Origin of the sequence: Kaistia soli DSM 19436, from assembly GCF_900129325.1 — a bacterium.
GTDB classification, from domain to species: domain Bacteria; phylum Pseudomonadota; class Alphaproteobacteria; order Rhizobiales; family Kaistiaceae; genus Kaistia; species Kaistia soli.
In genome coordinates this window covers 1,344,615-1,368,119 of sequence record NZ_FQUP01000001.1, presented here as the reverse complement: position 1 = coordinate 1,368,119, position 23,505 = coordinate 1,344,615, and the positions used below count along the sequence as shown (strand labels likewise).

General features: G+C 59.0%; 20 protein-coding genes and 2 pseudogenes. 10 read left to right on the top strand and 12 right to left on the bottom strand.

Annotated features, from left to right (window positions below; all coding sequences use genetic code 11):
- Nucleotides 1–68 precede the first annotated feature (68 nt).
- Nucleotides 69–938 carry a mechanosensitive ion channel family protein gene (locus BUB39_RS06735; RefSeq protein WP_084526942.1) on the top strand — a complete coding sequence of 290 codons (870 nt, stop codon included), beginning with the start codon at nt 69–71 and terminating at the stop codon, nt 936–938.
- 22 nt (nt 939–960) lie between these two features.
- On the opposite strand, the pseudogene BUB39_RS06730 reads toward BUB39_RS06735, so the two are convergent.
- Nucleotides 961–1,401, bottom strand: a pseudogene (locus BUB39_RS06730) (sulfatase-like hydrolase/transferase); the annotation flags it as partial.
- On the opposite strand from BUB39_RS06730, the gene BUB39_RS06725 reads away from it, so the two are divergent.
- Nucleotides 1,370–2,473 carry a sulfatase-like hydrolase/transferase gene (locus tag BUB39_RS06725; RefSeq protein WP_244540165.1) on the top strand — a complete coding sequence of 368 codons (1,104 nt, stop codon included), beginning with the start codon at nt 1,370–1,372 and terminating at the stop codon, nt 2,471–2,473. The pseudogene BUB39_RS06730 and the gene BUB39_RS06725 sit on opposite strands and share 32 nt — an antisense overlap.
- 792 nt (nt 2,474–3,265) lie before the next feature.
- Here BUB39_RS06725 and BUB39_RS06720 read toward each other — a convergent pair.
- The 6 genes from BUB39_RS06720 to BUB39_RS06695 form a co-directional block, all read right to left on the bottom strand.
- Entirely contained in the window at nt 3,266–3,892 is a 627-nt protein-coding gene (locus BUB39_RS06720) for a hypothetical protein (RefSeq protein ID WP_210187038.1), read from the bottom strand.
- 342 nt (nt 3,893–4,234) lie between these two features.
- Nucleotides 4,235–5,113, bottom strand: coding sequence for an AbiTii domain-containing protein (locus BUB39_RS06715; RefSeq protein ID WP_139251366.1), 879 nt, complete (start codon nt 5,111–5,113; stop codon nt 4,235–4,237).
- A complete protein-coding gene (locus BUB39_RS06710; protein ID WP_073052174.1) occupies nt 5,110–5,886 on the bottom strand; it encodes an AbiV family abortive infection protein in 777 nt (258 codons plus the stop codon). Before BUB39_RS06710 ends, BUB39_RS06715 begins: the two co-directional genes overlap by 4 nt.
- A gap of 84 nt (nt 5,887–5,970) precedes the next feature.
- Nucleotides 5,971–6,216 (bottom strand): hypothetical protein, encoded by a 246-nt coding sequence (locus BUB39_RS06705; RefSeq protein ID WP_073052173.1) that lies wholly within the window; start codon nt 6,214–6,216, stop codon nt 5,971–5,973.
- A gap of 124 nt (nt 6,217–6,340) precedes the next feature.
- Nucleotides 6,341–6,490 (bottom strand): hypothetical protein, encoded by a 150-nt coding sequence (locus BUB39_RS25435; RefSeq protein ID WP_175561764.1) that lies wholly within the window; start codon nt 6,488–6,490, stop codon nt 6,341–6,343.
- Nucleotides 6,491–6,815: 325 nt separating this feature from the next.
- Complete coding sequence (locus tag BUB39_RS06695; protein ID WP_073052832.1) at nt 6,816–7,529, bottom strand: SOS response-associated peptidase; 714 nt, start codon at nt 7,527–7,529, stop codon at nt 6,816–6,818.
- A gap of 103 nt (nt 7,530–7,632) precedes the next feature.
- On the opposite strand from BUB39_RS06695, the gene BUB39_RS25160 reads away from it, so the two are divergent.
- The 4 genes from BUB39_RS25160 (at nt 7,633) to BUB39_RS06670 (ending at nt 9,537) form a co-directional block, all read left to right on the top strand.
- Entirely contained in the window at nt 7,633–8,151 is a 519-nt protein-coding gene (locus BUB39_RS25160; RefSeq protein WP_139251365.1) for a thermonuclease family protein, read from the top strand.
- A 68-nt stretch (nt 8,152–8,219) separates the two neighbouring features.
- Entirely contained in the window at nt 8,220–8,423 is a 204-nt protein-coding gene (locus tag BUB39_RS06685) for a hypothetical protein (protein ID WP_139251364.1), read from the top strand.
- Complete coding sequence (locus BUB39_RS06680) at nt 8,395–8,745, top strand: hypothetical protein (protein ID WP_139251363.1); 351 nt, start codon at nt 8,395–8,397, stop codon at nt 8,743–8,745. The genes BUB39_RS06685 and BUB39_RS06680 overlap by 29 nt, the downstream gene beginning before the upstream one ends.
- A 525-nt stretch (nt 8,746–9,270) precedes the next feature.
- Nucleotides 9,271–9,537 (top strand): hypothetical protein, encoded by a 267-nt coding sequence (locus BUB39_RS06670; RefSeq protein WP_139251362.1) that lies wholly within the window; start codon nt 9,271–9,273, stop codon nt 9,535–9,537.
- A gap of 570 nt (nt 9,538–10,107) precedes the next feature.
- Here the strand turns inward: BUB39_RS06670 and BUB39_RS06665 are convergent.
- Together BUB39_RS06665 and BUB39_RS06660 are read right to left on the bottom strand one after the other, a co-directional pair.
- On the bottom strand, nt 10,108–11,622 hold the full coding sequence (locus tag BUB39_RS06665; RefSeq protein ID WP_073052167.1) for a hypothetical protein: 1,515 nt from the start codon (nt 11,620–11,622) through the stop codon (nt 10,108–10,110).
- A 178-nt stretch (nt 11,623–11,800) separates the two neighbouring features.
- Entirely contained in the window at nt 11,801–14,761 is a 2,961-nt protein-coding gene (locus tag BUB39_RS06660) for a hypothetical protein (protein WP_073052166.1), read from the bottom strand.
- 310 nt (nt 14,762–15,071) lie between these two features.
- On the opposite strand from BUB39_RS06660, the gene BUB39_RS06655 reads away from it, so the two are divergent.
- Entirely contained in the window at nt 15,072–15,959 is an 888-nt protein-coding gene (locus BUB39_RS06655) for a DUF5677 domain-containing protein (RefSeq protein ID WP_073052830.1), read from the top strand.
- A gap of 499 nt (nt 15,960–16,458) precedes the next feature.
- On the opposite strand, the gene BUB39_RS06650 is transcribed toward BUB39_RS06655, so the two are convergent.
- The gene (locus BUB39_RS06650; protein ID WP_073052165.1) at nt 16,459–17,160 is read right to left on the bottom strand and encodes a hypothetical protein; all 702 of its coding nucleotides are present in this window, start codon (nt 17,158–17,160) and stop codon (nt 16,459–16,461) included.
- Between the two features lie 888 nt (nt 17,161–18,048).
- Between BUB39_RS06650 and BUB39_RS06645 the strand changes: the two genes are divergently transcribed.
- A complete protein-coding gene (locus BUB39_RS06645) occupies nt 18,049–18,291 on the top strand; it encodes a hypothetical protein (protein ID WP_073052164.1) in 243 nt (80 codons plus the stop codon).
- A gap of 133 nt (nt 18,292–18,424) precedes the next feature.
- Here BUB39_RS06645 and BUB39_RS06640 read toward each other — a convergent pair whose 3' ends face one another.
- Nucleotides 18,425–19,954, bottom strand: a complete 1,530-nt coding sequence (locus BUB39_RS06640; protein ID WP_073052163.1) for a GGDEF domain-containing protein — start codon at nt 19,952–19,954, stop codon at nt 18,425–18,427.
- 694 nt (nt 19,955–20,648) lie between these two features.
- On the opposite strand from BUB39_RS06640, the pseudogene BUB39_RS25720 reads away from it, so the two are divergent.
- Nucleotides 20,649–20,894 (top strand): annotated as a pseudogene (locus tag BUB39_RS25720) (helix-turn-helix transcriptional regulator); the annotation flags it as partial.
- 174 nt (nt 20,895–21,068) lie between these two features.
- Nucleotides 21,069–23,021 carry an acyltransferase family protein gene (locus BUB39_RS06630; RefSeq protein WP_084526936.1) on the top strand — a complete coding sequence of 651 codons (1,953 nt, stop codon included), beginning with the start codon at nt 21,069–21,071 and terminating at the stop codon, nt 23,019–23,021.
- Between the two features lie 163 nt (nt 23,022–23,184).
- On the opposite strand, the gene BUB39_RS06625 is transcribed toward BUB39_RS06630, so the two are convergent.
- Nucleotides 23,185–23,505: hypothetical protein (locus BUB39_RS06625; RefSeq protein ID WP_175561757.1), on the bottom strand; the 321-nt coding region annotated here is incomplete at its 5' end.

The window sequence follows — 23,505 nt, the reverse complement described above, 5'->3', positions numbered from 1 at the left end:
CCTTCCCGTCCGGATCGATTGGCGGCGCCACGCGTTGCGCATCGCAACATGAAAAAAGGAGACTGCCGGTGGACAGCATCGCTCCCAACGATCTTGGCGCCCTCCCCGCCATGGCCTGGACCTGGTCCGTCGCCTTCCTGCCGCGGATCCTGACGGCCGCTCTCATCGTCGTCGCAGGCATTTTCATCGCGCGCGCTGCGGGCCGTTTCGTAGCCGGCATGGGCGCGTCGGTCGCCCATATCGACAGAACGGTTCGGCCGGTCCTCGGCGCCGTCGTCCGTTACGGAATCCTGGTGCTGACATTCATTGCGGCGCTCGGTCAGCTTGGCGTGCAGACGGCCTCGCTTCTGGCCGTCCTCGGCGCCGCCGGCCTCGCCATCGGCCTGGCCCTGCAGGGAACGCTGACCAATATCGCGGCGGGCATCATGCTCTTATGGCTGCGGCCGTTTCGCGCCGGCGACTATATCGAACTCGTGTCGGGCAGCATCGCCGGCACGATCGAGGAAATGGGCCTCTTCGCCTGCCGCCTCGTCAGCTATGACGGCGTCGTCATCTTCGCGCCGAACTCGACGATCTGGAACGTTGCCTTGCGCAATCACAGCCAGTCGCGATCCCGGCTCATCGCCTATCAGATCAATCTTCCGTCCGGCACGGATGTCGACGCCGCCCGAGCGGTCCTCGGCGAGGTCACCCGCTCGACGGCAGACGTCAAGGAGCATCCGGCACCCGACATCACCGTCGAGAAGACGACCCAGTCGGGCCTCGTCCTGCTCTGCCGATTCTGGGCCGAGCGCGGCAAGGCCGGCGCCGTCCAGCGCTTCTGGCCCGATGCCGCACGCCAACGCCTGGAAGACGGCCTCAACCCGCAAAAGCCGGTCGAAATCGTCCGCCTGCTACCGACAGACGCCGACCCTTCCCGCCTGCTTGGCACGATCTGACGCAATCGAAGCTGCTCACTCCCTTGGGATAATCCGGCAGCTGCGGCTCTTCCTCGGCATTCAGGTGGTAGAGATTACCGAAGAACTCGTCGAAGCCGTTGACCGTCGGCAGCGTGTCGTTCCGGTCGCCGACATGGTTCTTGCCGAAATGGCCGGTCGCGTAGCCCAGATTCTTGAGAACGACACCGATGGTCGGATCGAGCTGGCTGAGACCCATCGGCGCGCCGGGATATCCCACCTTGGTGAGACCGGTAGGGAGGCCATGCTGGCCGATGAGGAAGGCCGCCCGTCCCGCCGTGCAACTTTGCTCGCCGTAATATTGCAGGAACCGCGCACCCTGCTCTGCAATGCGGTCGATGTTGGGGGTCGTATAGCCCATCAGGCCGTCGCTATAGGCGCTGACATTGGCGATGCCGATATCGTCGCCGAAGATGACAACGATATTCGACCCGCGCTTCGGCAAGATCGGCAAGCAGATGATCGTCGATACCGGCCCGCTGACAAAGAAGCGGATGGAGGCGATCGACGATGAAACCTCGGCGGCAGCGATCGACTTCATGAAGCGCCAGCACACCGCCGAGAAGCCATTCTTCGTCTGGTTCAATGCGACGCGCATGCATCTTCGAACGCATGTTCGCTCGGAGCATCGCGGCCGCTACACCCACGGCGACAGCGAATATATCGACGGCATGATCGAACACGACGACACGATCGAGACGATCCTCAATGCCCTCGATGAAATGGGCATCGCCGACAATACGATCGTCGTCTACACCTCGGACAACGGCCCTCACATGAACAGCTGGCCGGACGGAGCGATGACTCCGTTCCGCTCAGAAAAGGACACCAATTGGGAGGGCGCATTCCGCGTGCCCATGATGGTCCGCTGGCCCGGCCATATCGCGGCTGGGACGGTCACCAACGAACTGATGAGCCACAATGACTGGATGCCGACGCTCGCCGATATCGCGGGCGATCCGAAGCTTGTGGACGAGCTGAAGGCCGGCACGACCCTGAACGGCAAAGCCTACAAGGTTCATCTCGATGGGCTCGACCAAGCCACGTTCCTGGAGACGGTCTCAGGGACGGTCGGCAAGAACAACGGCGCCAAAAGCGCGCGCAACGATTTCTTCTATGCTGATGACGACGGCCTGCTCGTTGCCATGCGGCAGGGCGATTACAAATACGTCTTCTCCGAGCAGCGCAAGGAAGGCACGCTCGGCCTCTGGGCCGAGCCTTTCACGACCCTGCGCCTCCAGAAGATCTTCAATCTGATGCAGGACCCCTATGAGCGTGCCGACATCACGTCCAACACCTATTGGGACTGGAACCTCAATCACGTCGGCCCTGCCTACGGAATGATGGATGACGTCTTCCAGTTCGTGGCGACTTTCGATGACTTCCCGCCGCGTTCATTCCCTCCATCCTTCAATCCGGCCAATGTGATGCAGGACAAAATGAAGGTGATCCGCGCCGAGCGCGCGCTGCGACAGGCGTTCCCCATGCTCCCTGACGCAGTCAAACCGACCGACTAGGCTGACTGAGCAGAAAGCGCCGCTCGACGATATAGCCCGACGCATTCTCGTGGTGCGTCGCGCGCTTTCACATGGGTTGCGGCCGGCAGAATCGGAATTGAGACAGTCATAGTCCCCTCATGGCCGACACTAGCGACATCGAACTATCCGTCGCCGGACATTTCGCCAGCCTCAAATCCGCCGGCAAATCATCAGTGGAATGGTGGTAGCGGGAGCCCGTTGCGGCCGCTACCCCCCCAAGGGAAGCCGCCGTTTTGCTTGAGGCTTACGGCTTAGGTGGCCGCTTCATTCATGGCTGCCAACCCATGCTGCGCTGGAACTTCGGCAACATCGCTGTCGAAGCGCACAAGGCCGGCAATCCGGACCTCCCATAAGGGCAAGAGCCGGGATCGCATCGATGGCGCGGTCCCCGCCGCCATTGTCGTCGCGCGCTGCCCGGCCGGGTCTACCGGCCAGTCGATCTATGACAGTCCGGCGGATTGGTCGGACGACATGGCGTTGGCGTGAGCCATCCCAAGTGGCGTCAGCCAGGGCCGGTTGGGTGATCACGCGTCTCGCGCTATAACAAGGAGATCGCGCCCGTAGCGCGAACTCCCTGATTTTTGTAGACTGCTATCGGAGCTTCGGTTGGTGCCAGGCTCAGCAGCATCTCGGATGCTCGCCATCGGTCTGAGCGGAAAACTTCGGTCAGACCGTTCGTTTCATGGCCTCGGACGGGCAAGCTGGCGTCCGAGGCCATGCGATCTTCTTTTATTCATAGCTGCTCCTTATCCTCTAAGTCGTGTGGGCCCATCAGACCGGCGGCACTTCGGCGGCTGGGATTGTCTGGGCTGGGATTGCCTGTTCAATACTCGGAGCTTGCGCTGCTGCCTTTGCTGCAGCCGCCCATCCCTCGTGGACAGCTTCGAGTTCGCCGTAGGCGCCCACCTCGATTAAACGATCGACGAAACGGCCATAAAGCCCGTCCTGCACCAATCCCGCGCTTCGCATCCATTCCAGAGAAGCGTTGGGATTGAGAAGCAGAACATAGTGAAATTCCCCAGACGCGCCGGGCTTGGTCATAATCAAATTCAACTCTCGCAAGCGCTTCATGCGTTTTCGCCAGGTATCGATCGCGCGCTCACCTACAAAGCCCGCTTCCGCTGCAAAGGTCGCCGGATGTTCGATCGTCAAGACGGGATGATCTGGCGCGCGTATCCAAAGACTGAAGAGAACATGACCCGCGGGCTGTCCCTTAGACTGAGCATCCGCCGCTTGCATCACAATCGGTAGCGTACGAGGGATTGTTGCGAAGCCATCATTCGTTTTGCGATGCCAAAGCCACCAGGATGGCATATTGGGAAAATGAACGTTCATCGCCTGTTCGGCGCGTTCCGCCATTTTCATGCGTTTTGTTGTTGCCTGCCGACCATTCGCCATTGCTATTTCCTTCACATCGTCGAAGCCATTCTCGCCAGTCGGCAGCTCCGGTACAATGATTGGATGCGAGCTACTAGCCCGCGCTTCAGGCAGCCTCGAAACGTCTTTAGTGAAGGAGCACTTCGCGCGTTATTGGCGTATATATCCAGTTCAGTTGCGCGATATCGCGCATGAAAATTTGAATAAATGAGATATATCAAGCGTTTCGCTATCGAGGGCGGTGCTCGATGTGATCGTGTGCTTCGGTGCTCGACTGTGCTCGCAGTGATCCCGGGGATATGCAAGGGGAATAGGGGGTGAGGGTAGGCGTCGTCTTGGCTCGGCTGTGACCCCCAATAGGGCTCAAGAAATCTGCTGTATGAGGGCGATGATGCCAGCCGCAATGAGATTGCCTGAGACTTCAGTGAGTAGTCCTTGAAGCGCCGAAAGCGTCGCTCGAACACGGCTGGCGCTGGGACTGGGCTTGGCCACCTCATCCTCAAGCTCGGCCAGATGCGCGATAACGGCAGAATGGTCAACGCCATCCAACGACGCCATATTTGATCTTGTCTGCCCGATGAGGCTCTTGATTGCCTCGACATTGACAGACGACATCGAAATGTCACCCGATTTGTTTCCTGATCCGATGTTCCCCGCAAAAGACCCGATCGTGCCAATGTGTACGGTCGTCGATTGAGAGTGTGCAGCCTTCTTCTCCTCCGGAGAAAAGGACAGACCCTCTCCCGTTATGCCCGCCTTTTCCATTTCGATAGACCAATCCAGAACAAGATTCCTAACACAGTCTATGATCCCCACGACGGAGGACGCGGGACAGTGGAGCGATATTCTTGCAAAGGGAACATCCATACGCTCGTTCAGCCAAGCAATCGTCTCGGGTGAGAACGGAATCGTGACCCGCTCTCCGGAGTTTGAGCTTGCAATGGCTTCCAAAGAGCTCAGCGACTGTCCCACGTCGCGTTCAGAGAGCTTTCGAATTAGGTCTGGCGGGCCCATTATTGGTATCCAGCCATTGTAAGGATTGAGCGCTTTAGGTTGTCCGTTTAGCACTCGGTATTTGGGCACTGGCCGGCCATCATAGCCGTTCAACTCCAGTTCGACCCATTCTTGCAAATCCGGCAAGCCAAGCTTTAGAGCGATCAGCTTAACCCTCCTCAAGAGCGTGCTCACCGCTACAGCGGGATCAAGTGCTTGACGTTGAAGTTCTTCAATTAGCCCCGTCACGACTTGTTCCCTTCGTTCGCTGCGCTGCCTTCGGTCCCAGGCGTTGCTCCCGCAGCCCGTAGCCGTGCGATTAGCGTTCTTGCATTCCTCAGTCCTTCTCTTTTGATTCTTAGTCGCTCTTTCGGAGGTAATCTATCGACGAACTCCACTATGTCTGCTGTAGGGTTGGCGAGGAACTGAATGAGCGCCGCACACAGTTCTGCGCGCTCGACGTATTCTTTCGATTTTGCGCGACCGAAGCTTCTGGGTGATGCCGTGACAACTAGATCGTCAGATACGTCAACGTATATAGAATTAACGCGATCCTTCTCACGTTCGTCATGAAATTGTCTGTACTGTCGATCGGTTTCGGCATCTTTCGGCGCAAGAACGCTAGCAATAGCCTCAGCAACGATCTGTGGGTCGTTCTGAAAAATGTATTCGGTAACAGCCTGAGACAATCCTCTCATTTGGTCGCGGATACTTTCACTCTTGTCGACCATTTCTCCGGTTATATGAAGCATATATGCCACGGAGAATTGGCCGGCAAGAAACCACGGGGCATTTGACACCGCATGCTTGTGGACGTGCTGAAATCGTTTTCTGAAGACATCATGCGGCAAATGCGCTTTGCAATACACTAATAAATATTTAGCGCTCTCTTCGATACACAATATAGAAACGTGCGTAGAAAGGGCATAATTACCACTGTCATGTATTGTTCTTGAGCTACGAAGAAGGCTCTCAACATTTATCGTTATCTCATGTAGAGGGTCGCGGGCGTGTCCATTCATTTACTTAATCTTACTCCCGCCCCGCCGCCGTTCTCAGCGATGAACTCGACGCCGGCTTCCTCGATCGCCCGCCGCATGGCTCGGTCATCGTTGGACCTGCCACTCCATCGGATCGCCATCGTTCGTCGCCGTGAAGCCGGCGCTCGTGAGTGTCGCCTCCACATTAACCGGGCACAGACAGAGGTCGAGCGCATGCCAATCCTTGCCTGCGGGCCAAGGGGTAAACGGATTGAAGCTCTGCCAGACGAGCCGATCGACGCCGCCGACAAGCTCGGCAAGCTCGCCGGGCGTATTGTAGATCCTGCCCTCATAGGTCACGCTGTTGCACATTATCAGCCCTGCCCGCGCCTCAATCGCGCCCCGCCGCGCCGCCGTTCTCGACCGATGAACTCGCCGCTAGTCTTGCCGCGCGCCGTCCACCGGATTCGGTGCGTCAAGTCTATAGCCCCCGAACCTAATGCCGCGTCTTGCTTGCAGGTATTCTGCGCAGCTGCTCGTCGTCCCAACGATTGATGACGTAGTGCGACAGATGCGGCTCCACATACAGCAGCCAGGCGGCCCAAACCCCGCCGAACACCAGCAACCACTGCCAGACCGTATTCATCCGTCTTGCCTCGTCGATCCATGATATGATTTCGGCAGGGCACCTGGAAAGTCCACCGACCGTTACTTTGGTAGCCGTCGCGATCGAGCCCCCCGGCTGGACGCAAGATATTTCCTGCTCTGGAGGTCAATCGCAATGGCAGACATACTAAAGGTCGGTGACCTCGTTCGCTTAGTCTCCGGAAGGCGGCTCATGGCCGTGTGCTCAGTCGACATGACGCCGGGCGGAACCGTCATGATCGGCTGCGCACATATTGATCAGCCTAGCGGGTCAACGATCCGGCTTCAGTTGGTACGCCGACCGACGATCCACTAAGACGCCAGACTCATCCGTCCTGCTTCGCCCCCCGCGCCACAATCTTGAGCGAACCATCCGGCAACGGCCGTTGCAGCACGAGAGCATCCGCCGTGGGCAGCGTCATCCAAGCCTCGACCGCTTCCGGCGTGCGCAGAATCACCGGCATGGCCTTAGGGTGGATGGCATCCACCTCCGCATTCGGTTCGGTCGTGAGGAAGCCGTAGAGGTCGGACGTTTCGACGCCGGTCCTGATCTTCCGCACCGACGTCCATTGCGGCACCCAGATCCCAGCGAAGAAGGCGAGCGGTCGGCTCTCATCGAGCGCGAACCAGATATCGCCCCCGGCGTCGCGATTGAACTCGCTGAACGAAGTGAACGGCACGACGCAGCGGTTCTCTCGCCCAAGCCAGCGCGTCCAGTGCCGGCTTGCCGTATTGCGGATATTGGTCGTGCCACTGTCCGGCTCGGCCTTCAGTAGCGCCGGGAAGTCGACATCCTTGCCCTTGGCGCGCAGCTTGTCGGCGCGGGTCGTCGCGGCCTTGAACAGCGCCTGCGACGACGACGGCATGCCCCAGCGCGCGCGGGCGAGCTCGCGGCCGTCCGGTGTGTTCCGGACGATCGGAGCGAGATAGTCGGGGAAGATCCCCGGCTGCGGCTCGAGGTTGCCGGTCGAATCGAGCATGGCGCTCGCAAAAGCGCGGATCGCCTCGGGGTTCGACATCATGCTGTAGAGATTGCACATGGCCGCCAGCATGCCACGGTCATGCACGAAGCTCCACTATGACCGGATCGGTAACGGAACGCTGAGATGCTGCGGCCGCGTTCCCAAGCGGCAGACCCTCCTGATGTCCGTCACACGATTTCCAAAAAGACGCAGACCGCGCCGCACCGCTGTGCCGATCGTCTTGGCGGCGCTGGCCGTCGGCGCTGTTCTCGGCGTTGAGCTGCCCGCGGGCTGGTTGCCAGCGATCATCAAGGACCTCCCAACACTTCCAGACCTCGGCACGGGTCAGGCAGTCGTCGTCAGCGGATCGGCGCTTGTCGTCGTCGACGGCGACACTCTGCGTTACAAGGGCGAGCGGCTGCGCCTCCTCGACATCGACACGCCAGAAACCTCCAAGCCGCGCTGCACCGCCGAGGCGAGCGCCGGCGCGGCTGCGACCGCAGCTCTCCGATCCCTGATTGCCGGGCAGCAGGTGACGATCCGCTATTCCGGCAAGACAGACCGCTACAGCCGACCGCTGGTTCGGGTCGTGACTCCTGACGGCGATGTTGGCGCGGCTCTTTTGCGCCAAGGCTTTGCTCTTTCATACAAGCCAGGCGCCGAGGCCTATGCCGCCCGCGCGGCGCACTGGTGTGGATAGCGCCGCCCTCGCTTGACTCTTTCGAAACCGTGAACAAAATGGGAACGAATTCCCAAACGGAGGCGGCGATGGGCGCGGCGGCAGAACAGAGTGACGATGTCGAGGACGGCCTCCAGCGGCGCGTTGATGATCTAGTCGCAGCGCATGGCGGCGATCCGCGTGCTGTCATCGAGACGCTGTTGCTGGTCAACGATGCACGCGCGGCAGCGACGTCCTACGGCTATGTTCGCGGCCGAGCAGTGGGTGCCGCGCTTCTCGACCATGGCCGATGATCGGACGCCGCTGACACCATGGGCGGTCATTCAGCGCCTGGAGGAGCGGGTCGCTGCGAAGCGCGGGGCCCGGCTCACCTGGGAGACCAGCTTCGTCGTGCTGGAGGCCCTCCGGGCCTACGTCGCCAATCCGAAGCGCGAGGCGCTCGCCCGCGTCATCTGCATGCGGACCAATGCCAAGCGGACACCATGTGAGCCGCTTTGCCGACGCTGCGTCGATCTCGGCTACGAACTCAAATGCATGATGCGCGGCGAGCCGGACCAGTTTGGGGATCGTGGCTGGTATGACGGCGGGCATCGTTTGCACGACAAGAAACGATAGGGGCAACTGTACAGGCTCGTTGCAATAACTTTAAGCCAATACACATTGTTCCAGTCGCCGAGCGAACATTGTGCGCAGAAGTAGAATTTATAGTGTATACAACCCATGTTAACTGTACTGACAAATCGGGGGATTGGTCGGCCATGACAGCAAACGCGCTCTACATCGAGAAAGAGACACGCCGCTTGGCACGGGAAGCTGAGGGCGCAGGAATGTCGTTCCTGCGTTACCTCCTGGAGATGGCGGCAGAAGAGGCGACGAATGAAGCGCTCCGACGAGAATCCGGAGCCGTCATCAACGGAAGCGCTCGCGCAAATCCGCCGGCGGCTCGCTGATCTCATTGTCATAGCTGACCGCGAAGGCCTCGATGTGGTCGCGGTACGCCTTCGCTGTGCCGCGCGGGAAGCAGCCCGGCCAAACAATGGCGCGCCGCCGTCGATCGTTCCGGACATTTGATGACACAAGGGGCCACAGCGAAGCCGCTGAAGTTCAGCGCCATCTTCACTCGCTCGCTGCCGTACCAACATGACCGGAACGTTGCAAAAGCTCATCGACGGACGCTACGAACTGACCGCCTATTGCCATGCCTGCGATCACCGCCGCGAGATCGACCTCAATGCCATGGCAAAGCGTTTCGGCCCTGACGCTCCAGTGCTCGGCGCGATTGAAGGCAAGTCCGCGACGATCGCCGCGCGGGCGCTGCGTTGCAGCGTCGCAGGCTGTCGCAGCTACAGGACGTCTTTCCGCATCTCCCCATCTACCTCGAGGGGCAGCGGCTTACTGCCGAAGTGACAGGCCGAACGCTTTTAAGGTGCCCCCTGGATATAGCGCACCGCTCCCGGCCATATAGCCAGGTCGGCGCGCTCGCCAAAGCGCTGGCAGCACCTCCGCCAAAAAGCGGATGCTCTTCGACCGCCGCTATCCCTGCAAGGGGATGGCGATGTTCCTCGTCAAAGGAAGTGCGGTCTTCGGTCCGGGTTCTCACACCCACGGACAGGTTGCTCTCGAATCCCGAACAATTCAAGCGAGCCCCTTCGGGGGGCCTCCGCTTGCGCGTCATCGCGGGCCGATCGCCACCCCTCGGCGTGCTCGACAGCCCGCAGACGATAGCCCTACCGCAACCCGAGCGGGACGCCCGCGAACCACGGCCGCGGCCGGCGGACGGCTGCTTGGGAACAATCGGCACAGATAGATGGGAATAAGCGCGAGAGCGGGGATCGCGTCGAAAGGTGGTGCGGCGGTAGCAGTCATCATTGCCTGCCGGAGTCAAAGCGGCTGCCGATGTCCGCGTTCGGGTGCAAAGCTGACTGGCAGCCCTTTAGAGCACTCACGAAGAAGCGGACGCATAGCAATAGCATGCCTCTAGCCATTATCTAGAGCGACCGGCACGACCCTAATTTTGGCGTCGAGGGCCGTAAGAGCGCGGATGTCAGGCGCAAGACTGGAGAGCTTGCCGGGCTCACCCACCAACACGAGAATTGTCGGGACGCCAAGTCCCTGCGCGCGTCCAAGCTGGGAGAAGAAATCTCTCCGATGCCTTACGCGCACTAGCTCGATCACCACGCGCTGTTCACCGCCCGGCTGAGCAAACTGCAGAAGAATGTCCGCGCGCAGCGGGCGTTCAAAGTCGCCAATCAGTGCTTCGCGAACCAATTTGGCCGTGGAAAGCTGGTCATCCTCACTCAGCCAATCACTCAGCCAACGCGCGAGACTGGCCTCCGACTCTGCTGCATGATCGCCGGATTGAGGACGCCATTCTGAAATGCGTTCGGCGATGCGATCAATGACTCCATGCGTGCTGAACCCAGCGATTCCCTCTCCGCTTTCCAGATCGACAAGATCAACATCTTCGACCGTAAAAAACTCCGGCAAAGCTTGGAGTTCGTGAAGCCGACGCATCGTCAAGAAGCTGCGCTTCGAACTCCGCAGTCTGATGACGATGCTGCCATCAAACACGCCCAAAATCTCCGCATCCGGAACTAGGCTCCGCAACGCTTCGACTAGCCGGTCGCGTTCGCTACGACTCGGCGAGATGCCGCCGAAGCGGATTTCCCATGTGACCAAGGGAACCACGGGGGACGCCGCGGCACGGTCGTAAAGGATCTCGGCGAGCAGTAATTGGTCGACATCGGAGAGCTTTTGGCGATGACCGCGTCCGCCCCGCCTAATTGAAATTTTTCGATGCAACTGGAGGAGTTCCGGCGACTCACTTCGGCGCCGAGACAGTTCGTCCCAGAGATATTCAAGACCGTATCGCGTGTCATACCAGCTACCGGCTTCGACTTCCGGCACAAGTTGAGCAGCCGTTCGGGCAAGCGCTTTTGGCAGCGGATCTGGCCCGTCGAACGGCGCCAAGCCACCGGTCCCATTTGCGCTGACAGCCAAGAAGTGGTTCCGCACCTCCTGGGCGAACTCGAGTGCTTGTCGTGCTTCATCCGATAACGAACTGGTCCCTGCAGTTGGGATGCTGATTGTTTCCACGTCCGAAAGCAGATCGAGAAAAATATTCCTGGTGAAGAAGTGCCGCGATTTGCCCTTGTGGACATTCGCCAGAAGCTCGAGGGAAGTGATCGGAAGGACACTGACCCCCGGATCCGCACAATTCGTGCGGTGAAGGCAAGGGACCATTCGAAGCTCAAGCATCATTTTATGCGTGCGAAGTTCCATCATCCTCTCGACACGCTCGGTCGCTTCCAAATCACAATGAAACTTGACGACGATATCAAGATCACTCAGTTGGGCGTCGAACTGATCACCGTCCTGGTAGATCGCGCTTCCAAACAGATAGATATCGCATGGGATAGCAGCGCTAACCTCGCGTGCCCATTGTGCGCAGAGATCAATCGCCTCCGCCGCTTCTGGCGTCCAATCCCCCAATTTGCCCCCCCGTCGTATAGGCGAGAAATACATATCATCGGGCGAGAAGGAAATGCCGTCATTGGGGTCGCTGTGACTAGAACGCGATGAATGGCAGCTTTAGGGGTTCGTGACTTCGAGCTGGAATGTCCGAGAACGGATCGTAAGCGGCGTAAGAAAGAGAGCAGCCGAGTGACCGCTACGGTTCCCGATCGGCCTGGGCAGGACTGAACCACCCGAACCAGTTATCGTGGGGCAAATCATCGTCAAGGTGATGGAAGCGCCTCTCAAGTAGCGTCCTGAACGCGTCGATATTTGGTGTTTGGCGATTGCTGACCAATCCCCACGAGTTGGTCACGGCCATGATGAAAGTCCGCACGTGCATCGGCCAGTCCTCCGATTTCAGCCATGCGGGATCGAACGGTGGACCGCCGCCTGACAGGAGCACTTGGCTCTCCGCTGCCAGTTGCGAACGATAGGCGTCCATTCCGTCTACTCTGACCCTGGCCGGGTCGGCCCTGACGGACTGGTTCAGCGCGATGTTGAGGATGATGGTGATCAACTCCCAATCCCTGATCCCTCTATCGTGCTCCGCCTGCAGCATTGCTCTGATCTTCGGATCACGCATCAGCCCCGGCATAACCCTTGCCGCGTACGGCCCAAGTTTGGCGTAGCGGTTGGCGATCATCTCCATAGCCTTGGTCTTCGAGTAGAGCACCGCGTCGCCCTGCGGTCCAACCATTAGCTGGTGCTCCAGCGGTTCGATCGACGGACGCGGCTCGGCAACCGTCAGAGGCCCGGCGTCGCGTTCATGATCTGCCATTGCACGTGCTTCCTCCATGAGGTGGCCGGGGGGCCGCACAAACCCGACCTTCTTCCAGAGCCCGCGCTCCATGCGCGCCTCGAAGGCCTTCATCAACATTTCATTTGGCAGTGCAGAGACTTGGCGAAGGGTCTGCATCACGAAGGCAAGGCTTGATCGTGCTTCGCGATCCAAAACTTTTGGATCGTTGGACTTATCGTCGTCGGTGGGCAATGAGAGTATCCACGACAACTTGTCGTTATTGGGTTCGTGTCTCGTATCCCACTGCGCGCTGCCTAATTGCAAGCGCAGCTCGACCGCCGAGGGGATCACAACCAGATCGGTGCTGGCCAGATCGGCCAAGACGATCTGAAGAGTGGCAGCAAGCGCCTCAGCACGCCTGCGCAGCCGCCGCGGCGCCAGTATCGTCCAGTTCAGGCCCAACGCCTTCCAGGTGATGCGCACCTCGCCTAAAACGTCGTTGACGATGTCCTGACCGATCTCTGCCCGAAGCTTAGTAATAACTTCGTCATGGGACATTCCGAACCACGGTGGCGACTTGGTCGCAGTGTCCATGGCGTCCTTGTAGGCCTCGTCCACGTTCCAGCCGACGACGATCGATCTGGCGCGCTGCACGATCTCTGGCGCCACGACCGACGCGGTTGCGAGGATCACGGCGCCTTGGGCGATCGCACGCGCGAAGTCGTCATGCAGCTCGGCGTCGTCTGGGTCCACGCGGTAGCTAGAGTGCATCGGTAGGACGTGACCGACGCAAGAAAGGTAGCTCAGCATCTCGCCGGCGAGGAAGAACGTGGCTGCCAGTGCAAACCCGCTGCGGACCGACATCTCGCCAAGCCCGTCGTCGTCAGCCCTCACGATCGTATAAAGCGCCATGGACGCGTGGTACCTAGCGGCATGTGGTAGGTGCAGTTCCGCGTACCACTGGGACAGCAAGAGCATGGCGAGCACAGACCCCTTTAGGGTCTCGGCACTGAACCAATTCTCCTTGGCTCTTTGTAATTGGTCGATAGCGAGGAGTAACTGCCCCGACTCCGCAAATGCCACTGCGCGGCCACGCGCCAGGTCGCCTGCGGCGACCTTGCCTTCCCTCTCCGACACCAGCATGTCAATCTTGTCGGTGAGGTCCTGGAAGTCGCCGCGCGACCCCAATGCCGGAGCAATGATCATGATTATGTCGGCCAGGGTCGACGCATCGCTTAACGGGTCTTCCTTTGCGATGTCCGCAGCAAGGTTCCATGTCGATATGGCCTTTCCGGCGGCTTCGGTCGCACCTTGGTGCCAGAAGGCCAAGATCTCGACATGGCCGCGAAGGCTTAGGAGGCGGAACTGGCTGGACTGCGCGGTATGAAGCTGCAAGCCTCGATCGACCGCTTTTGCCGCCTCGTCGATCCAGCCTTCCACCTCGTGGTTCGCCCGACTTAGGTGGCCGTGAGCGCGTGCCGACGAGGTGTACGACGCGAGATAGACGATGTCCTCGATGTCCTCCAGCGGGGCCTCGATCGGTAGGGTCGAGAAGTACTCGGCTAGCGCTGCGTCCTTCGCATCGAGAAAGCCCTTTCCGCGCAGGGTGGCGACTGCAATCTCGTAGACAACCTTGCGCCGAAGCCCGGGAATTGCTTTCAGAGGCTCCATGCGCCTAATCCAACCGTCGAGATCGGGTCTAGCGTTCTCCTCGAACGTCGCTCGGCGCATTCCGCGTTTGATCTCGAGGAACTCGGCCAGATTGGACGGCCCGCCGTCCAGCGGCTCGGTCAGCCACTTCTCCTTCAGCTTTTGGTATTCCTCGTCCACCACGACCGGAGGGAAGAGCTCGGCTGGCACCGACAGGAATTCCTCAGCGATCCAGAAGGTATCGGGATCGCTCAGCATGTCCGAGATCGTCTGCCCATCCAGCAGCGTCAGCTTCGCACCGTACTGGTCCCTGCAGTGGTCCAGCAGTTTGTGACGCATTGCGACAGGTATGTCAGGCACGCAGAGATAGGTTACCGCGTCAGGGCGGTCACCCCCACCGAAGATCGCCGCAAGGTCCGATTTCACCTTGCTCTCTATCGCCTTGTTCAGCGTGCATGCGAAGGCGATGGTCTCGTTCGATGCCCTGGCGACGAAAGAACTGCTGCCGATCGCAGATCTGCCCAGGTAGGTGCGGAACGTCTCGAAGTCCCGCCCCTGATCGCCGCCTGCTTGCACAGGCCCGGTGGAACGGACCACGTTCGAGGCGATCCGCAGCCTCGACAACTCGTATGCAAGATCCTCGAAGCGGTGGTGCTCGTTGGATGCGCTCATCTGCTCAAGCTGGAAGCGAATGTACTTTCGAAGTGAGATTCGGTTTTGTGTCATGCCCTCAGCCTAATCTCTTCCGTCGATCGTACACACAGGCACAACAACATTCGCCTTCCCCAACCGGCACTCTTGAAGCATCCGGCTGATCACACCAGCAACAGCTGAAGTGCGATATCGGGCCCGGGGACGTACTCACCCCCATTAGCAGAGCTCAGGGTGATATTCGCTTTGGGCTGCGTGCAAGATACGTCGAACGGCAGGAATGCGGCGGTTTCTGTCTGGCTTCGCAACCCATTTCAGACGTCGTTGCAGAGCCTCGACGGAACCTGCCATAGATATGAAGCAGGATGAGAGAGGCCCACGATTGATGAAAGATCTGGTCGAGATCACAACCAAATACCAGCCCGCCTATATCGAGCGCTGCTTAAGCTCAATGGCCGGGCTTCATGAGTTCTCCGTCACTTTTTATCAGGACGTAGGCGAACTGTACGGTACCCTGACGCGGTTGAGGAACGTGGAGCGAAACCCGACCGGCTTCTCAACGGATGACGCTCCTATCCTCGGCCTGCTCGTGCGTATATCGAAGCTCGTCAAAGAAGTAGTGAAATATTATAAGATCGATAATGCCGAGATCATTAGTGCTCTCGAGCGGCCCATGATTGAGGCCTCGATCGTCGCAACATACCTTATGTTCAATGGGCCCGATGCCGTCACCGACTATCGGAAATGCTCCTACAAAGATCGTTTACGTATCTTGCGCGATTCGGAAAGCGGATCTCGGTTCTTCGAAACGAAAGCGGGAAAGCGTCTTTTGGCGGCCGTGCGCGAAAAAATGCGTCTCGAGGGTTTGACGAAAGACGACTTCGCCACGCAAAAAAAGAACGGCTGGAAGTTGCAAGGCAAAAACTTCCGGACAATATTCTCCGAGATCGAACACGATGATTTATACGCAGTTACTTACGGCGTGATGTCAGAATCGATCCATGGTTCGTGGAATGAATCAATGGACTGGGGACTAGTCCGCAATAACGATGGCACTTTTTCGGCATTCACTGACTACCATCCGGCGGACATTCGTTTCATGGCACCGATCCTGAATTTTACGACCCGTCCATTTCGGATGTGGCTGGAACGGATCGACGCCTACGATGAGAACATTAGAGGAACGATGGACTGGATCGAGCGAGTAAATACGCGCCTGTTTTGCACGTTCGACAGTCTTTACGCCGGAGAATATGACTCTAAACGGGAATAGATAGCGCATATGCGCGTCGACTGGTCTCGTTTAGCTACCTTCCAATATGCCGCGCTCGTCGTCTCAAAACCGCCTGCAAACCATCGCATTCTGGCCTTTTGTCGCGATCTCGGAACGGCAGCGCTTAGGAAACGCCGAAAGCTCCGGATAACCGTATTGGGGCGTATCGCTGCACGCAGGATTCCGGTCCCACTCCGGTCGGTAGCCTGTGCCGAAAACGGCGCTTCTGACGCCTGAACCTGCTCAGCCGCGGCAAGGAAGAACGGAACAGCCTTCCGCAAATCTAACCTGTCTGCCCGCATCTCAATGCAAGCTACATAGTTGCAAGTTGGCGCGCCCAGCGAGGCGGAATTGGGCGCAGCTATATCATTGCCGCTCCTATTGATTTCGGAGCTCACAGGGGAAGGTCCGATTTTGCTCTAGGCGTAAAGGAGCCGTACAACCCCTGGAAGGCCAAATGATGCGTGGCGAGCAAGCGGTCCTATCGAGACTCCACCGCTCATACAAACGGCGGGCCCGCCCACGATACTTGCTGGACCAACGCTGCGTTGCTGGGCGAGGATTTTGACACGTCACGGACCACGAAATTCTTTGCGTAGTCGAAGTTCTCCTTTGCCTCTCTCGGAAGCCAGCCCAAAACGCTTTCGATTACCGCCTGCACAAGCGACACCCGGGCCTCTTGAGCGGAGAACGCCGCAAGCGGATTCGGTCCCTTGTAGTGCTGTGCAAAGCGGAATATGCGCTCGAAAAGTACCTCTGGGCTCTCAATAAGCTTTCGTTCCTTCAGAGTGTGGAGAGGGAGGTAGATAACATTCTTAAAATCCACTATAAAACCGCCATTTGGTCTGCGGTTTGCGGTGACGAGTAGCAGATCAACGCCCCCACTATACAGCCAAGTTGTTTGCTCGGATATTACTTGGCAGGCTCTTACAAACGCAGAATCATCGTAGCTCCATACAAGTGGGCCTGGTGCAATTTGGTCCCGCCTCCAACCCGCGAGGATAAAGTGTATGTGCTCCCCTGACCTCGCGTCGAAATAGCTCAACGACGGTACAATGCCTTTGTCCGCGATTTCCTGCCCCTTCCGCATGAGCAAAATTCCGAGCATTTCGCTGGACGCTTCGCTCGGCATCGTCCCGGTAAGCGTCTTAAAGTCAGAATAAGAATAGAATTGTCCACCCTGCACGGCGATTTCCCTCATTGTTTTTCCAGTTGCTCAAGCATCTCAGCATGATTGGAAGCTATTGCAGATGTCCTGCTGCGGTACCTCGTTATCCGTGGACAGCCCGGCCCAAGAGAGGGTTGCCGATATAAGCGCCGAGATGTAAGCGCCGAAATGATCATTGCGAAGACAATGCCTCACCGACAGAGAAAGCGCTACCTGGCGCTGCATTCCTTCGCTCCGGCAAACGCCGCAACCCTGGCGGACGACAGCAATCCGAAAGCACGAATTCAGATCATCTCTATCTGAGGAGCTACATTACTCTACCATTCTATCGCGCGAAAGGGAGGTGCTGGTGCTAGCTCGGGCATTGGGGGCGGATTATTCAGCAGCCCGGGTACTTCGGAAGTCTTGGCCGTATCGCCTGCCCAAACGGGCCCGCCGACCGCGACAACCCCGCGAAATCCGACGCGCTGACCCGACACAGGTCCCGGACGCCTGCGACAGTCAGCAGCGGGTACGAGATCGGCGCCGGCCGCCACGAGAATGCGTGGACTCGTTGGCAACCGGCGCCAGAGAGGCGCGTGGCACCGCACCGCTCGCGCCGTCGGTCACCGGTCCGGCGGCGGTTCGTCAGGCGACTAAGCGCCCGGGTTTTTCCAGAGTCCGCGCCAGTCGATCGCCTTCGCGGCGACATCTGCAGCAGGCCGGTCGCGGCCCCCCGAAGGGAAACCAGGGCTACAGTCCAGCGTTTTTGTAGAGCCCCCGCCAATGCAGGGCCTTCACGCCGCGTCGTGCCGCACCTTGAATTCCGACCCATCGACGGTCCATCCGCTGCGCTGTTCGAGCGTCGGCTTCTGATTGCCGGCGCCAGACGCCCAGAAAGAGCACTGCGATTGGCACGCGGAATTGCCAGGAACAGGACTGATGGATCTGCATTGGGGAAAAATGAACGGAAAGGAGATGCAGATGCCCAAGACGCTTTCGATTGGCGAGCGATCGACGCTCGAAGATGTAGCGGATCCGAGCCGATGCCTGATTCATGATGGTCCGACAATCGAGAGTCTTGTCGCAAGGGATCTGATCATCTGGGACGGTGCCGCCAACTGTTTCCGGCTCACCGACGGCGGCAGAGCCGCTCTGCGGTCACAAGCGCCCGCCGCAGAATGATCCGCTCTTAACCGGCATACCGCGACATTCCCATGGCTTCGGTGTCTTTATGGTGCATTGCAAGCACGCGTACCCATAGTCTACAGCCCGAACATCGGCATCAGCATCTGCATGGCTACGCGCGATCCAACGATCATGCCGGCGCGTTCGTCTCCGGCACCGACCGCACTCGGATCCGGTCTCGGCCCTCTTCCTTCGCAACGTAGAGCGCAGCGTCGGCGGCCGCGAGTAGCTCAGCAGCCGAGCCAGTTGATCTTCCGACCGTGGCAGCGATGCCGGCGCTGAGGGTAACCGCGGGAATTCCCCCATGCACCGAAAGCGTCTTCTCTCCAAGCGTCGACCGGATGCGCTCGGCGACGCACAACGCGCCCTCCTCTGAAGTGTCGGCAAGGATTATGGCGAATTCCTCGCCGCCGATGCGCGCGGGAAGGTCGCCCGGCCTGTGAGTGGCACTGACCAGGACCTCCGCTATCAGCTTCAGCATCTCGTCACCGACAGCATGTCCGTGCCGATCGTTCAACTGCTTGAAATGATCGGCATCGAACAGGATCACTGCCAGGTCGGCGCCGGTTCGCGCCGCGCGGCGCCACTCCCTGTCAAGGCTCATTTCAAACTGCCGCCGGTTGGGTAGACCAGTCAGAAAGTCGGTCATGGCCTGCTTTTCCAGCTCGTCCTGTGCGGCCGTCCTCAACCGAGCCTCTCGGGCGAGCAACAGGGCCGCGAGAACGAGGGCAACGCTGACAACGAGCGCCAGTCCCCCGATAAGGGCGGACTGCCGGCGCCAGTTGCTGTAGAGCGCCTCGGTTCCCAATCCGACGACCACGAGCATGTCGGTGCCTTCTACCCTCGAGAAGCGGAATAGGCGTTCGACACCGTCCAAGGATGACAGCGATGTGAAGCTGCCTTGCCCCAAACGCTGCATGCGCAAGAAGTTCGGACTTTTCGAGACATCCATTCCGGCGTCGCCACCATCGATGGCCGGCATGCGGCTAATCACGCGGCCAGATTCCGACACCACCGTAATCAGATCCTGTGGCCCGAGCGGCATCGGTTGAAGAATGCGATGGACGACAGCGAGATCAACGACGGCCGCGACGACACCGCCAAACCTTCCGTCGCTCCTCACGATGCGCCGGCTGAGAATTACGGTCTCGCGGCTGCTCTGCTGCCCTATAGCAAGATCGCTGATCAGCAAGCCGAGGCCTGCGCGCGCCTGCTGTGCCTTGAAGAATGGGAGGTTAGCAAAATCCTCCGCGATCGCTGCGCCCTGGCGGGATAGAACCCGCCCCCCAGCATTCGCTATCGTAATCGAGAGGATCGATGGGGCGCTGTTCTGAATATTGCTGAGGAGAAGCTGCCAGATATCGTCGTTCATCATCCGAAGGGTCGGATCGGAGAAGTTGGCAATGACCAGTTGCAGCGCCGCATCATAGCTCTCTAACTGGCGGTGCAATTGCGCTTCGACGCTGGCGTCGAGTGCTTGGGCGGTCAAAAGCCCACGTGCTCCGACCTCCTCGCGATACTGTCTTAGCGAAACCGCGATGGCCAGCAGCACCAGCATGGCCGCAATCACGCTCGCGGCGACCAGTCCTGTCCCGGACAGCTTGCGACGGAGCCCAATCGATGACGACTTGAAGCGCGAAGGGACAGAAACGTCCGGCATTATGTCGGCTCCCCGCCCTCTGAGCATGCTGGCGGCGGCAATACCGCAACCCCTGAGTTTGTCCCCACTCAAAAACAGGCGGGACTGCCTCGATCCGGCTAGCCGGACTGAACTATCGCTCGAACTTATCCGCGTGCTTTGCAATACGCAGAGTGCATCACAATATCGAATTGCGGGCGGCGGCCGACTTTGACCGCCAAGAGGTCGCATCCCTGATTGCGACCTGTGCCCTTCCGCCGACCCTGAGGCCGGCCCACGGCATCAGCAGCGGGGAAGGCCAAGCTGTTATGCCGTCAGGTGATGCCAAATCATCAGGTCTCCCCGTCGCAGCGGCGCGCCCGCTTCGAAGAACGCCAGGCGCGGCGACACGGCTATCGCCTGCCATGGACACCCCCATCGAATAGCGCCGATCTGGGTTCCTTACGGCCTAGCCAAGGTTATCACGCGCAGTTTCGGCTGATGCCGGGGTCCGGCAATGTCACGTCCTGTCGAGGATGTTCGCATCAACGGGTGCTTTGATCCGCGCAACACGCGATCGGACATCCCTAAAGTTTCGAGCGCGGCGGGCGGCTCGTGGCGCTGCGATCGCCTGCTGCAACCTTCGTGGCAGCCTCCCACGCCGCCAGCTCGGGTTGGAGGCTTCTCGCAGAGGTTGGTATAATGGGGGACCAACCGCATCGGAAGACGATGGATAATGGACCGTTCTGAAGGAACAGCAACTGGCTCGCTTACTCACGAGCGCATATGGCGTGCCATCGACGATCTCTCTCACCGCAATGGGCTCAGCCCGTCAGGACTGGCCCGCCGGGCAGGCCTTGACCCAACAATCTTCAATCCGTCCAAGCGGTTCGCAAGAAACGGCCGCCCGCGCTGGCCGTCGACCGAGAGCATCGCTCGTGTTCTCGATGCGACCGGAGAAGCGATCGAGACGTTCTTTGCCGACCGATAGCTAGAAGTCGAGCCGGCTTCGAAGCCTCCCAACGGACGGTGACGGCCGCCGCCACGGTTACCGGCATCCAGCGGTGAGCACTCAGGTTAACTAGATTGACTCACAGATCGAAATTCACGAAGGATCATTGCTGCACTGCGATATGGCTGAGCACGGGGACATTGCGTGGCACATCTGAATAATTACCGTTTGGACATTCAGGGGCTCCGAGCAGTCGCCGTTGTTTCGGTAGTTGTCTTTCACGCTTTTCCCCGACTGGTGCCTGGCGGATTCATTGGTGTTGATATATTTTTCGTTATCTCGGGATTCCTAATATCGTCAACCATATATAGAGACGTATCTACCAATCGTTTTAGTATTCTTGAGTTCTACCGGCGTCGCATCAGAAGGATATTTCCAGCTCTATTCGCGATGCTCATGGTTGTAATTATTGTTTCGTATTTTCTTCTGTCTCCCAGCGCCTACCAAGAAATAGCGCGGAACACAATATCATCGACGTTGTTCTTTTCGAATATAGACTTCTTTCTGTCTAGCGGGTATTTCGACAGAGCAGCGGAGTTGCGACCGCTTCTGCATACTTGGTCTCTTTCGGTCGAAGAGCAATTTTATATTGTATTCCCTGTGTTTGTTTTTGTGATTCACAGGTACATGAATCGACTTATGCTGCTTTCAATCCTAGTGGTTGGCTCGATATCGCTGGCTCTGTCTCAAGTCGCGATAAACTATTCGCCGACGGGTGCCTATTTCTTGACGCCGTTTCGGGCCTTTGAGCTTCTGATCGGATGTAGCATACCGTTGATTGCTGTACCAAACTGGCTCGCCGGTTCACGGGCTGCGCGCGATGGCCTCTCGATAGCTGGGCTCACTTCCATCGCCGCGAGTCTGTTCGTCCTGTCACCTGCTACGCCCTTTCCCGGTTTTGCTGCCCTCCTCCCAACGGTCGGGGCAGCAATGATTATATTCGCCGGCGGGAGTGGCCGGACCTTGGGCGGGCGAGCGATATCGTCGGCACCCTTCGTCGCCCTTGGCGCCGTGTCGTACTCTTTCTATCTTTGGCATTGGCCGATCCTGTCATTTCTCAGAATCTGGACGCCTTCAATAGGTCCGACCGCTTCGGAACTCGTCCTGGCCGTGATGGCCGCGCTTGCAGTCGCGACTGCGAGCTATTGGCTCATCGAGCGCCCGTTCGCAGCGAAGGCAACCACGACGTTCCCGTTCCTGCGGTTCGGCACGATGGGCATGGTCACCATCTCCATTGCGGCATTTGCAATCGTAGCACTCAACGGCATTCCCGGCAGGTTTGGCCCCAGCGTTCTCGCAGCCTTCGCTGCAGATCAAGACATTAGCCCCATGAGGGGGCCATGCCATCAATCCGATGGAAGGCGCCTTGCATACGACGCTACATGCCTCTTGTCGGTAGGCGACAAATCGGAAGTGGTCGTCTGGGCCGATAGCCATGGAGCGGAGTTAGCCGCGGCCTTGTCTGAGCTCGTAAAGGACAGCGGGATCGCACTTCGGCAGATCACCGCATCATCCTGTCCGCCCGTGGTGAGCGTCGATTTTCGTGCCAGGCCGAACTGTCGGGCTGCGAATGAGGACACGCTAAAATCGGTGGCGAGTGACCCGGATGTCGACACGGTGCTGCTTCTGATGAACCGATCGGCCTATTACTTCGAGTCCGAAGAGGATCTCGAAGATGGTTACAGGCAGGTCGTTGACAGCCTACGAAAAGCTGGCAAGCGGATTGTGCTGATAAAGCAAATCCCGAACATGGATTTTGAGCCAACAGGTGCAGTTGCGTTCGAGCTGATGCTTGGTAGAGATCCAACCACAATCGGACCAAACGTAGAGGAGGTCCGGGCGAGATTTTCGCGCTGGAATGCCTTCATCGAAGACACGGGAACAAGTAGCGGGTCGGATTACTTCGACCCCATGGCAGTCTTTTGCAATGACACAATCTGTCCGGCCTACAGGCGCGACGTTGGCGTCCTGTTCTTCAATGAAACTCATCCAAGCATGTCGGGAGCCCGATTGCTGGCTTCGCGTCTGATCGCTACCGGCGAGGTTGCGCCGGCCCCGACGCTGCAGACATCCCTGAGCCCGGAAAATTCGCTATAGCGCGGATCCCCTAGTTCGCAGCAGCAGACCTGCTCGCGCTGGCCGAGGGCATCCGGTGACGGTCGCCAGACACGCGCCCAGTTGCCGCAAGCGCCGATCGGCCAATACCTCGATCAGGATCACGCCATCGACGCCATCGGTGCCGCCGGCAAACTGATCAACTTCATTCCTTGGCAATTCGGCTCGGCAGTTCGACATTGGCGCCCTTCCTCGGCACGACCGCATCCAGGCGCTGCGAAAGAAGCCCGATCTGCAGCGACACGTCGCCGATGCTCTTGCGTAACGCTTCCATGGAATCGCGCTGGACGTCAAAGCCGCGATCGAGCCGCTCATTGATCGCCTTCACCTGTGCCTCGACCGTTGTGGTGCGGTATTGATAATTGTCGAGCGGCTGCAGGCGATCCTCGATCTTGCCGAAACGGGCGTCGGTGGCGGCGCGCCGGACGGTGGCCCCGGCTTCGAACTTGTCCATCCGATCGATGAG